We start from the raw sequence: 11,690 nt of genomic DNA, 5'->3' as shown, positions 1-11,690 counted from the left end.
ATGGCGATCCGTCTGGGCGTTGGCCGTTTGCTTGGCCGTTTGAGACCTCGTTTCAAGATGCCGACATGGGGCGTGCGCGGCAGCCTGTTCACGGCCTTCGCGGTGATCGCGGGCATGGGCCTCGTGATCGCGGCCGGCGCCGGCCTGGCGCTGCAGAATCTCGGCGGGCGCATGAATGAACTGAGCGGGCGGGACATTCCGCGCCTCGCCGCCAGCCTGCAATTGTCGGCCCTGAGCGCGAGCCTTGCGGCACAGGGACCTGCCCTGCTTGCGGCTCAAAGCGAGGACGCCCTGAACGAGCGCACCAAGAAGCTCAGGGAATTGCAGGAGCAGACGCAGCAGAAACTCAACGAGATCATCGAGCTTGGCGGCGACAAGGCCGTCGTCTCCGGACTCAGCGAGACGATGAAGAGCATCAACGAGGCGGCCCAGAGCCTGGCCAAGGCCGCCCGCGAACGGCTGGACATTGCCGCTCTCCATGACAAGCAATATGACGCGCTGCGCAGCGCCCAGGGCGCCTTCGTGGGCGCGGCCAGTCCGGCGATGCTGGACGCGCAGACCCGGGTCAACGCCATTCTCGGCTCGGCCAACCTGTCGGCCGAAGATGCCACCGAAGCCGCGCAAACCGTCGGCCAGCTCGGCAACGTCGTCGCCAGCGGCAATCTCGCAGCCGCCGACATGAGCGCGGCGCTGTCGGCGAACACGAGCGACAAGCTCGATGACATCCAGAAGGAATTCAAGACGGCACAAGGACGCCTGCGGTCGAACCTCGATCTGCTGTCGGACAATGAGGGCAACAAGATGCTGCGCGCGACGGCGGAAAAGCTGCTCGCGCTCGGCACCGGCAAGACCGGCGTGTTCAATCTGCGCGAGAAAGAGCTCGACTCCATCGACTACGGCCAGACCATCCTGGACGAGACCCGCAAGCTCAATGTCGGCCTCGGCATCAGCGTGCAGCAGCTCGTCGACGGCGTGCAGAAGGAGACCAACGCGTCGACCTTCCAGGCGCGGCAGGAGATCTCGCTCGCGACGTCGGTCATGCTGGCGCTGGGCGCGCTGATGCTGGTCGGCTCGGCGCTGTTCGTCTGGCTCTATGTCGGCCGCAACATCCTGCGCCGGATCACCGGCCTCCAGCGCGCCATGCAGTCGCTCTCGGCCGGCGATCTCGACACCGAGATCGCGCGTACCAAGCACAATGACGAGATCGGCACGATGACCGACACGCTGACCGTGTTCCGCGATAGCATGGTCGAGGCCCGCGCGCTCGCCAGCGAACAGGACAAGGACCGCGTCGCCAAGGCCGAGCGTGCCGCTCGCATCGAGGCGAAGATCGCCGAATTCGAAAGCACGGTGCGCTCCGCGCTCGACAATCTGGCGCAGTCCGCCAATTCGATGCAATCGACCGCGCAGAGCATGTCGACCACCGCCGACCAGTCGAACGCGCTGGTCAACGCGGTCGCCTCCGCGGCCGAAGAGACCTCGGTCAACGTGCAGACCGTGTCGTCAGGCACCGAGCAGCTGTCGTCCTCGATCGCCGAAATCAGCCGCCAGGTGGTCACCTCGGCCGGGATCGCCAAGAAGGCCGTGGACGAAGCCGGCGCGACCGACGCCACGGTGCAGAGCCTCGCCGACAGCGCGAGCCGCATCAGCGTCGTGGTCGATTTGATCCAGACCATCGCCTCGCAGACCAATCTGCTCGCGCTCAACGCCACCATCGAGGCGGCACGCGCGGGCGAGGCCGGCCGCGGCTTCGCGGTGGTCGCCTCCGAGGTGAAGAGCCTCGCGAGCCAGACCGCGAAGGCGACCGAGGAGATCCGCACCCAGATCGCCAGCATGCAGGACGTGACGACTTCGGCGGTCGGCGCCATCCAGGGCATCGGCCGGATCATCGGCGAGATCAACGACGTCACCACGACGATTGCTGCGGCTGTAGAGGAACAGGGCGCGGCGACCCGCGAGATCGCGCGCAACATCCAGCATGCCGCTGGCGGCACCAGCGAGGTTTCCAGCAACATCGTCGGCGTCTCCACCGCCTCCGCCGAAGCCGGCGCTGCGGCGAGCGAAGTGCTGGGCGCCTCCGACGCACTGCGCCGCGAGGCCGACCTGCTGCGCGGAGAGATCGACGCGTTCCTCAACAGCATGCGGGCGGCCTGATTGTCATTCCGGGGCGACGCTTAGCGCCGAACCCGGAATCTCGCGCGACGACCTCCAGATTCCGGGTTCGCGCTCACGCGCGCCCCGGAATGACCGGTATTTTTGGGCCGCGCTCCATCCGGGTCACGGAAAAATCCGGCCCGGAATGACCGCTATGCGAGCCACCCTCGCGTCCTTTTTCGGCTGGCGCGGCGCGCCCGGCGGGTTTAAGTCGGTAGCATGAACGCGAAGACCGACACCGTGCAGTCCTCCGCGGAGGCCCTGCGTTATCCCTGGGACCAGCATCCCGGCCCCGACGAGGTCGTGGAGGTGAAGCCCGGCGTGTTGTGGGCGCGGCTGAAGCTGCCGTTCCGCCTCAACCATGTGAACATCTACCTGCTCGCCGACGGCGACGGTTACGCCATGGTCGACGCCGGCTTCGGCAACGAGGAGACGATCGAGGCCTGGACGAAGCTGTTCGACGGCCCGCTCAAGGGCGTCAACATCACGCGCCTGATCGTCACTCACTCCCACCCCGATCATGTCGGGCTTGCGGGGTGGATCGTCGAGCGGTTCAACTGCCCGCTGGTGATGTCGCAGGTCGAATATCTGCAATCGGTCTATCACCAGAATCGCGGCACCGAGGAGCGGCGCGAAGCGCAGCGGCTGTTCTTCCGCCGCCACGGCATGGACGAGTCGCTCACCGAAAAGCTGCTCGGCCGCGGCCAGGACTATCTCAAGCGCGTCTCGGTGCTGCCGCCGTCCTACCGCCGCATCTCGCATGGCGACGAGGTCGTGATCGGCACGCGCCGCTTCAAGGTGATCACCGGCGGCGGCCATGCGCTCGACCAGGTGATGCTGTATTGCGCCGACGACAAGCTGTTCCTCTCCGCCGACCAGGTGCTGAGCAAGATCTCGCCGAATGTGAGCGTGTGGGCGGTCGAGCCCGACCAGAACTCGCTCGGCGAATATCTGGCTTCGCTCGCCAGCCTCACCACGACGCTACCCTATGATTTGCTGGTGCTGCCCGGCCACGGCGTGCCGTTCTACGGGCTCAAGACCCGCATCAAGCAGCTCGCTGACCACCACGAGGAGCGCTGCCGCCTGATCGCGGAAGCCTGCCGCGAGGTGCCGCAGACCTCGCGCGCCTTGGTGCCCGTGGTGTTCAACAAGCACGTGCTGGACGAACACCAGATGGGTTTTGCCGCCGGCGAACTGGTCGCCCACGTCAACTACATGATCGTCGAGGGCCGGCTGACGGCGGAGACCAAGGACGGCGTGCTGCAGTTTCGGACGACGTGATTTTTTTCGCCTCTCCCCGCCTGCGGGGAGAGGCCGGAATTCGCGCGTAGCGCGGATCCCGGGCGAGGGGGACTCTCCACGAGTCCGACTGTCACCGTCCGTGTGGGGACTCCCCCTCACCCCAACCCTCTCCCCGCAGGCGGAGCGAGGGAGCAGACCGTCGCTGCGGCAGCATTTCACTTCATATTCGCAATCGCGTGCAGCGCCGCGATGTAGCCGAACGGCCCCAGCCCGCAGATCACGCCGGTCGCCACGATCGAGATCTTGGAGTGCCGGTGATATTCGTCACGGGCGTGGATGTTGGAGATGTGGACTTCCAGCACCGGGCCTTCGAATGTCTTGATCGCGTCCATGATCGAGACCGAGGTGAAGGACAGGCCGGCCGGGTTGATGACGATCGCATCGGCGTCCTGCCGCGCCGACTGGATCAGGTCGACCAGCACGCCTTCATGGTTGGACTGGTGGAAGGCGAGCTTGAGCCCGAGCTTCGCGGCGGCTTCCTCGCAGCTCGCATTGACCTCTGCGAGCGTCGTGGTGCCGTAGATGTGCGGCTCGCGGATGCCGAGCATGTTGAGGTTGGGACCGTTGAGGATCATCACGCGCTTCATGGGAGGGTCCTTTCGAATGATAATCTGCTGAATTGTGTTGCCGAGCCCAGGCAGCCCCAGGCTGCCATGTCGGCCCCTCCCGGTACTTACCGCAAAGCAGCATTACACAAGCCGGTGAGTTCTTTGATCGGGATCAAGTTTCAAATCGCACGATAGGGCATTTTGCCCAAATGCCCTCCAGGGCCAAATGTGGGATAGCGCATAGACATTGGAGCTGGAAAAGCTCTAAGAAGATGCGCCCCTTGGTCAGGTTCCGTTGCAGGTTTGCCGATGGATTACAGCCAGTTCTTCAATTCCGCCCTCGATCGCCTCCACACTGAGCGGCGCTACCGCGTGTTCGCCGATCTCGAACGCATGGCGGGCCGATTTCCGCACGCGATCTGGCATTCGCCCAAGGGCAAGCGCGACGTCGTGATCTGGTGCTCCAACGACTATCTCGGCATGGGTCAGCATCCGAAGGTCGTCGGCGCCATGGTCGAGACCGCGACGCGCGTCGGCACCGGCGCGGGCGGCACCCGCAACATCGCCGGCACGCACCATCCGCTGGTGCAGCTCGAGGCCGAGCTCGCCGATCTCCACGGCAAGGAAGCCGCGCTGCTGTTCACTTCGGGCTACGTCTCGAACCAGACCGGCATCGCGACCATCGCAAAGCTCATTCCGAACTGCCTGATCCTGTCGGACGAGCTCAACCACAATTCGATGATCGAGGGCATCCGCCAGTCCGGCTGCGAGCGCGTCGTGTTCCGTCACAACGACCTCGCCGATCTCGAAGCGCTGTTGAAGGCTGCCGGCCCAAACCGGCCGAAGCTGATCGCCTGCGAGAGCCTCTATTCCATGGACGGCGACGTCGCTCCGCTCGCCAAGATCTGCGATCTCGCCGAGAAATATAACGCGATGACCTATGTCGACGAAGTCCACGCGGTCGGCATGTACGGCCCGCGCGGCGGCGGCATCGCCGAGCGTGACGGCGTCATGCATCGCATCGACATTCTCGAAGGCACGCTGGCCAAGGCGTTCGGTTGCCTCGGCGGCTATATCGCCGCCAACGGCCAGATCATCGACGCCGTGCGCTCCTATGCGCCGGGCTTCATCTTCACCACCGCGCTGCCGCCGGCGATCTGCTCGGCCGCGACCGCCGCGATCAAGCACCTGAAGACCTCGAGCTGGGAGCGCGAGCGCCACCAGGACCGCGCCGCCCGGGTCAAAGCGATCCTCAACGCCGCCGGTCTCCCGGTGATGTCGAGCGACACCCACATCGTGCCGCTGTTCATCGGCGATGCCGAGAAGTGCAAGCAGGCCTCCGACCTCCTGCTCGAAGAGCACGGCATCTACATCCAGCCGATCAACTATCCGACCGTCGCCAAGGGCTCCGAGCGCCTGCGCATCACGCCCTCGCCCTATCACGACGACGGCCTGATCGATCAACTCGCCGAAGCCCTGTTGCAAGTGTGGGACCGCCTCGGCCTGCCGCTCAAGCAAAAGTCGCTGGCGGCGGAGTAGGTTTTTCTTCGCCTCTTCCCGCTTGCGGGGAGAGGCCGGATCGCATCGCCAGATGCGATCCGGGTGAGGGGGAGTCTCCGCGAGTCCAGCTGCCACCGTCCCCGCGGAGAGCCCCCCTCACCCCACCCTCTCCCCGCAAGCGGGGCGAGGGAGAGCAGGCAGCTCGCCCTACGGCTTAACGACGACGCCAGTTCCCGCCCCTTCCGGGCATTTCGCTGTCGCCTCGCCTCGTCCAACGCGCTAGATTTGCAGGGAAAATGAGACCGGGCGCCGTCGCGCCCAGGGAGAAGCACGCTCGCCATGCTGCACGACTGGGGCGTGATTGCCGCCGCCTTTGGCTATATCGGCTTCCTGTTCCTGGTGGCGAGCCACGGCGACCGCCGCTCGCCGGCCGGGCCAGGCCGCGCCTCCGGCCTGATCTATCCGCTGTCGCTGGCGATCTACTGCACCTCCTGGACCTTCTTCGGCTCGGTTGGCTTCGCCACCCGCACCTCGACCGACTTCCTCGCCATCTATGTCGGCCCGATCCTGATGATCGGCCTCGGCGCCGGCGTGCTGCGCCGCGTGATCCAGCTCGCCAAGGCCCACAACATCACCTCGATCGCCGACTTCATCGGCGCCCGCTACGGCAAGAGCCAGGCGGTGGCGGCGACCGTGGCGCTGATCGCCATCATCGGCTCGGTGCCCTACATCGCGCTCCAGCTCAAGGCGGTCGCCTCCTCGCTGGAGACGATCCTGAGCGAGGATCAGGCCTTCTCCCACATCCCGATCCTTGGCGACATGGCGTTGATGGTGACGCTGGCGATGGCGGCCTTCGCCGTGCTGTTCGGCACGCGGCAGACCGACGCCACCGAGCACCAGCACGGCCTGATGCTGGCGGTCGCGACCGAATCCATCGTCAAGCTGGTCGCCTTTCTCGCCGCCGGCATCTTCGTCACATTCTGGATGTTCTCGCCGCATGAATTGATCGAGCGCGCGATGAAGACGCCGGAGGCGGTGCGCGCCATCAACTACTCGCCGTCGATCGGCAACTTCCTGACCATGACGCTGCTGTCGCTGTGCGCGGTCATGCTGCTGCCGCGCCAGTTCCATGTCAGCGTGGTGGAGAATTCCTCCGATGCCGAGGTCGGCCGCGCGCGCTGGCTGTTCCCGCTCTATCTCGTCGCCATCAATCTGTTCGTGATCCCGATCGCGATCGCCGGCCTCGTCAGCTTTCCGTTCGGCACGGCCGATCCTGATATGTACGTGCTGGCGCTGCCGATGGCGGGCGGCGCGGATCTGCTCAGCGTCGCCATCTTCGTCGGCGGCCTGTCAGCGGCGACCGCGATGGTGATCGTCGAATGCGTCGCGCTTTCCATCATGGTCTCCAACGACCTCGTGGTGCCGCTGGTGCTGCAACGGCGGCCGGAGGGGCGCACCGGCGGCGCCGATTTCAGCGACTTCCTGCTGCGCTCGCGGCGGCTCGCGATCTTCGCCATCATGGTGATGGCCTATTTCTACTACCGCGCGCTCGGCAATACCCAGCTCGCAGCGATCGGCCTCTTGTCCTTTGCCGCCATCGCCCAGCTCGCGCCGAGCTTCTTCGGTGGGCTGCTGTGGCGGCGGGCGACCGCGCGCGGCGCGATCGGCGGCATGCTGGTCGGCTTCGCGGTGTGGCTCTACACGCTGTTCATTCCGAGCTTCATGGATTCCTCGACCGCAGGCATCCTGCTGCTCCAGCACGGCCCGTTCGGGATCGAGGTGCTGCGGCCGCAGGCGTTGTTCGGCGCCGACCTGCCGCCGCTGATGCATGGCGTCATCTGGTCGCTGTCGCTCAACATCCTCACCTATGTGCTGCTGTCGCTGGCACGGCGGCCTTCGTCCATCGAGCTGGTGCAGGCCGATCTGTTCGTGCCCAACACGCTCGCGCCGATCTCCCCGAATTTCCGCCGCTGGCGCACCACCGTCACCGTGCAGGACATCCAGACCACGGTCGCGCAATATCTCGGGCCCGACCGCGCCCGGCATTCGTTCGAGGCCTTCTCGGCCCGTCGCAATGTGCGGCTCGAGCCGGCGGCGCCCGCCGATTTCGAGCTGCTCCAGCACGCCGAGCACCTGATCGCCTCCTCGATCGGAGCTGCGTCCTCGCGCCTCGTGATGTCGCTGCTGCTGCGCAAGCGGACGGTCTCCGCCAAAGCCGCGCTGAAGCTGCTCGACGATTCCCATGCGGCGCTGCATTTCAACCGCGAGATCCTGCAGACCGCGCTCAACCATGTGCGCCAGGGCATCGCGGTGTTCGACGCCGACCTGCAGCTGATCTGCTCCAACCGTCAGTTCGGCGATCTCCTCAACGTTCCCCCGCATTTCATCCAGTTCGGCACGCCGCTTCGCGAAATCCTGGAATTCATGGACGTGAGCAATCCGGCCGACCCGATCGAGCGCGAGGCCATGCTGGAACGGCGGCTTGCCGCCTATACCATCGACAGCGAGCCCTATCTCGAGCGCCTGCCGGACCGCCATATGGTGATCGAGGTGCTCACCAACCGCATGCCCGGCAGCGGCTTCGTCATCACCTTCACCGACGTCACGCCCACCTTCGAGGCCGCGGAAGCACTGGAGCGCGCCAACGCGACGCTGGAAAAGCGCGTACGCGACCGCACGGAAGAGCTGACCCGGCTGAACTCCGAGCTGGCGCTGGCCAAGAGCACGGCGGAAGACGCCAGCATCTCCAAGACACGCTTCCTCGCCGCCGCCAGTCACGACATTCTCCAGCCGCTCAACGCGGCGCGGCTCTATGTCACCAGCCTGGTCGAACGCCAGCACAGCGGCGAGGAGACCCGGCTGGTCGAGAACATCGACGAATCGCTGCAGGCCATCGAGGAGATCCTCGGCGCGCTGCTCGACATCTCCAGGCTCGACGCCGGCGCGATGGCGACCTCGATCTCGAGCTTCAAGATGGCCGATCTGATGCGCTCGCTGGAGATCGAGTTCGCACCGATCGCGCGCGCCAAGGGCCTCGATCTCACCTTCGTGCCCTGCTCGCTGCCGGTCGAGTCGGACCGACTCCTGCTGCGGCGCCTGCTCCAGAACCTGATCTCCAACGCGATCAAATACACCCCGCGCGGCCGCGTGCTGGTCGGCTGTCGCCGCCGCGGCGCCTCGCTCAAGATCTGCGTCTACGACACCGGCGTCGGCATCCCCACGGTCAAGCGCGGCGAGATCTTCAAGGAGTTCCACCGCCTCGAGCAGGGCGCGCGGATCGCGCGCGGCCTCGGCCTTGGCCTGTCGATCGTCGAACGGCTGGCGCGCGTGCTCAACCACGGCATCGCCATCGACGCCAATGTGGGCGGTGGCTCGGTATTCTCGGTGACGGTGCCGACGGCGAAGGCGATCACCCTCACCGCCGCGGTGACCAGCGCGACGCCGCTGGCGCGTACGCCGATCGCGGGCGCGCTGATCGTCTGCATCGAGAACGATGCGGCGATCCTCGACGGCATGCGCACGCTGTTGAAGGCCTGGGACGCCGAGGTGATCGCGGTCGCGGATCCCGAAGGCGCGATCGCGGCGATCGAAGTTGCGGGCAAGCGCGTCACCGGGCTGCTGGTCGACTATCACCTCGATCGCGGCAACGGCATCGCCGCGATCCGCGACATCCGCCGCCGCTTCGGCGACGCCATCCCTGCGATCCTGATCACCGCCGACCGCAGCCCCGCCGTGCAGCTGGCGGCGCGCGACGAGAAGATCGCGGTGCTGAACAAGCCGGTGAAGCCGGCCTCGCTGCGCGCCCTGCTCGGCCAGTGGCGCACGCAGCAGATGGTGGCGGCGGAGTGAGAGAAGCCCGTTGGCGTATGCCAGGCACGCCGTCGCAACTCAGGGCGCAAGCCGCGTGAAGACATAATCGTGCCCCTTCGCGCGAGCGTCGTGGCAGGCGAAGCAGGTGCGGTGCTGGGCCTCGTCGACCGGCTTGCCGTTGACGAAGCGGCCAAAGCCCCAGCCGCCGGTTGAGGCATATTTCCTGGAATTCTTGACCATCACCTGGATCGTGGTGGCAGCGCCGGGAATCGTCGCGGATGCGAATTCCGGTGACCGTTTCCGCTTCCAGGCGCGCTTGACCAGAATGGTGCCATCCGGGAACGGAAGCTTTCCGGCTTGATAGGCGTCGACTGCCACCTGGTTGCCGACGACCGCGCGAAGCTCGTCGAGCGGCGCGGCCTCTTCGGCCGGCGCGACCAGCTCCCATTGCCTGTAGCCCGCGGGAATCGTGACCCCGAAGATTGGCGAGGCATCTGCTGTCGCGGGGCCCTCCGCGAGCGCGATCGAGACGAGGTACGGCACACAGGTCAGGAGAACGACCAGAAGAAGCGCGGCAAGCACGATCACCGTGGGGAAGGAGAATCTTTTCTTTGCAGGTTCAGTTGGCGTCATGACGTTTCATCAAGCTGGGATCAACGGATGAACCTCGGTCCGGCCCGGCCGGACCGAGGTGCTGGCGGATCCTCAGGCGCCGTCGGCATCGATGACGGCCTTGGCAAAGGCCTGCGGTGCCTCCTGCGGCAGATTGTGGCCGACGCCGCCGGTGATCAGGCGATAGTCGTACCGGCCGGAGAATTTCTTGGCATAGACGCTGGGGTCGGGGTGCGGCGCACCGTTGGCGTCGCCTTCCATCGTGATCGTCGGCACGATGATCAGCGGGGCCGCCGTGAGCTTCTTTTCAAGCTCCTCGTATTTCGCTTCGCCCTTGGCGAGCCCGAGCCGCCAGCGGTAATTGTGGATCGTGATCGCGACGTGATCCTTGTTGTCGAGCGCCGCGGCGCTGCGGTCGAAGGTGGCGTCGTCGAACTTCCACTGCGGCGAGGCGAGCTTCCAGATCAGCTTTGCGAAATCGTGCGTGTACTTCTCGTATCCGGCGCGGCCGCGCTCGGTCGCGAAATAGAACTGATACCACCATTGCAGCTCGGCCGACGGCGGCAGCGGCGCGCTGCCGGCAGCCTGGCTGGAGATCAGATAGCCGCTGACCGACACCAGCGCGCGGCAGCGCTCCGGCCACAGCGCGGCGATGATGTCGGCGGTGCGCGCACCCCAGTCGAAGCCGGCGACGACCGCCTTCTTGATGTCGAGCTTGTCCATCAGCGCGATGATGTCGACGGCCATTGCGGCCGGCTCGCCATTGCGCGGCGTCTCGCTGGAGAGGAAGTGCGTCGTGCCGTAGCCGCGCAGATAAGGAATGATCACGCGATAGCCGGCCTTTGCCAGGATCGGCGCGACATCGACGAAGGCATGAATGTCGTAGGGCCAGCCGTGCAGCAGGATCGCGACGGGACCGTTCGACGGGCCAGCCTCGGCATAGCCGACATTGAGGACGCCGGCATCGATCTGCTTGATCGTGCCAAAGGACGCATTCGATGCGAGGGATCGCGGCGCTTCCGTTTCAGCGCGGGCGAGTTCGATCACGCCAAGACCGGCGGCAACGGTTCCGGCGGCGACGCCAAAAAACTTGCGGCGATGCTGGTCGATGAGCTGCTTCATGATGGTGCTACCTTGTTGATGGTCGGAGGTGGTTCGTCAGATCAACGCGATCGCGACGTCGATGTTGCCGCGGACGGCCTTGGAATAGGGACAGGTCTGGTGCGCCTCATCGACGATGTCGCGTGCGACCTCGCGATCGAGGCCCGGCAGGCTGACATTGAGGCGGGCCCGGAGGGCGTAAGCGCCCTCATCGAGAAGGAGGTCGATCTCCGCATCGATCGCGCATTTCCTGGGAAGCGTGATCTTCCGCTTGGCCGCCGCGATCTCCATGGCGCCTTCGAAGCAGGCAGACCAGCCGGCCGCGAAAAGCTGTTCGGGGTTGGTGCCGATGCCGGCGCCGCCCGGCGGAGAGAGCCGCACATCGAGGCGGCCGTCCGAGCTGCGGGACATGCCGTCCTGCCGGCCACCGCCGGTGTGGGTTCGGGCCGTGTAGAGCAATTTCGCCGCTTGGGTCATGAAAGGTCTCCTTGCCGTCGCGCAACTGACTAGCAGCGGCTGTCGCAGGACACCCGTTTGGACTTGTGAGAAATTGTGAGATCTCCGCCTGCGTGCCTCATGAGGCCTGCATGCGCGGTCTGACGCCGATGCGTGAGCGGCCTTGCCGGATCGCGATCATCTGGCTATCCGGTCCATTCGCAAGGA

Annotated in this window: 8 protein-coding genes; 4 read left to right on the top strand and 4 right to left on the bottom strand. The window is 65.9% G+C overall.

Annotated elements, in window-relative coordinates; genetic code table 11:
* Together EI171_RS08650 and EI171_RS08645 are read left to right on the top strand one after the other, a co-directional pair.
* The gene (locus EI171_RS08650) at window positions 1–2,154 is read left to right on the top strand and encodes a methyl-accepting chemotaxis protein (protein ID WP_161533100.1); all 2,154 of its coding nucleotides are present in this window, start codon (window positions 1–3) and stop codon (window positions 2,152–2,154) included.
* Between the two features lie 219 nt (window positions 2,155–2,373).
* The gene (locus EI171_RS08645; RefSeq protein ID WP_161533099.1) at window positions 2,374–3,435 is read left to right on the top strand and encodes an MBL fold metallo-hydrolase; all 1,062 of its coding nucleotides are present in this window, start codon (window positions 2,374–2,376) and stop codon (window positions 3,433–3,435) included.
* Between the two features lie 176 nt (window positions 3,436–3,611).
* On the opposite strand, the gene aroQ is transcribed toward EI171_RS08645, so the two are convergent.
* The gene (gene aroQ, locus EI171_RS08640; protein WP_161533098.1) at window positions 3,612–4,043 is read right to left on the bottom strand and encodes a type II 3-dehydroquinate dehydratase; all 432 of its coding nucleotides are present in this window, start codon (window positions 4,041–4,043) and stop codon (window positions 3,612–3,614) included.
* 270 nt (window positions 4,044–4,313) lie between these two features.
* Between aroQ and hemA the strand changes: the two genes are divergently transcribed.
* Entirely contained in the window at window positions 4,314–5,543 is a 1,230-nt protein-coding gene (gene hemA, locus EI171_RS08635; RefSeq protein WP_060909343.1) for a 5-aminolevulinate synthase, read from the top strand.
* 300 nt (window positions 5,544–5,843) lie between these two features.
* Entirely contained in the window at window positions 5,844–9,353 is a 3,510-nt protein-coding gene (locus EI171_RS08630; RefSeq protein ID WP_060909344.1) for a PAS domain-containing hybrid sensor histidine kinase/response regulator, read from the top strand.
* A gap of 39 nt (window positions 9,354–9,392) precedes the next feature.
* On the opposite strand, the gene EI171_RS08625 is transcribed toward EI171_RS08630, so the two are convergent.
* The 3 genes from EI171_RS08625 to EI171_RS08615 all read right to left on the bottom strand — a co-directional run bounded on the left by EI171_RS08625 (window position 9,393) and on the right by EI171_RS08615 (window position 11,504).
* The gene (locus EI171_RS08625) at window positions 9,393–9,947 is read right to left on the bottom strand and encodes a cytochrome P460 family protein (protein WP_202633116.1); all 555 of its coding nucleotides are present in this window, start codon (window positions 9,945–9,947) and stop codon (window positions 9,393–9,395) included.
* A 72-nt stretch (window positions 9,948–10,019) separates the two neighbouring features.
* Window positions 10,020–11,048 carry an alpha/beta fold hydrolase gene (locus EI171_RS08620; RefSeq protein WP_161533097.1) on the bottom strand — a complete coding sequence of 343 codons (1,029 nt, stop codon included), beginning with the start codon at window positions 11,046–11,048 and terminating at the stop codon, window positions 10,020–10,022.
* Window positions 11,049–11,084: 36 nt separating this feature from the next.
* Window positions 11,085–11,504 (bottom strand): organic hydroperoxide resistance protein, encoded by a 420-nt coding sequence (locus EI171_RS08615; protein ID WP_161533096.1) that lies wholly within the window; start codon window positions 11,502–11,504, stop codon window positions 11,085–11,087.
* Window positions 11,505–11,690: the final 186 nt, after the last annotated feature.

The organism is Bradyrhizobium sp. LCT2 (assembly GCF_009931255.1).
Taxonomy (GTDB): domain Bacteria; phylum Pseudomonadota; class Alphaproteobacteria; order Rhizobiales; family Xanthobacteraceae; genus Bradyrhizobium; species Bradyrhizobium diazoefficiens.
Note: the sequence above shows the minus strand (reverse complement) of the source record. Positions and strands in the feature narration are given on the sequence as shown.

What these genes read in the sequence shown, in the direction of transcription:
- EI171_RS08650 (WP_161533100.1), top strand. Translation starts at nt 1, where the DNA reads ATGGCGATCCGTCTGGGCGTTGGCCGTTTGCTTGGCCGTTTGAGACCT.
- EI171_RS08645 (WP_161533099.1), top strand. Translation starts at nt 2,374, where the DNA reads ATGAACGCGAAGACCGACACCGTGCAGTCCTCCGCGGAGGCCCTGCGT.
- aroQ (WP_161533098.1), bottom strand. Translation starts at nt 4,043, where the DNA reads ATGAAGCGCGTGATGATCCTCAACGGTCCCAACCTCAACATGCTCGGC.
- hemA (WP_060909343.1), top strand. Translation starts at nt 4,314, where the DNA reads ATGGATTACAGCCAGTTCTTCAATTCCGCCCTCGATCGCCTCCACACT.
- EI171_RS08630 (WP_060909344.1), top strand. Translation starts at nt 5,844, where the DNA reads ATGCTGCACGACTGGGGCGTGATTGCCGCCGCCTTTGGCTATATCGGC.
- EI171_RS08625 (WP_202633116.1), bottom strand. Translation starts at nt 9,947, where the DNA reads ATGACGCCAACTGAACCTGCAAAGAAAAGATTCTCCTTCCCCACGGTG.
- EI171_RS08620 (WP_161533097.1), bottom strand. Translation starts at nt 11,048, where the DNA reads ATGAAGCAGCTCATCGACCAGCATCGCCGCAAGTTTTTTGGCGTCGCC.
- EI171_RS08615 (WP_161533096.1), bottom strand. Translation starts at nt 11,504, where the DNA reads ATGACCCAAGCGGCGAAATTGCTCTACACGGCCCGAACCCACACCGGC.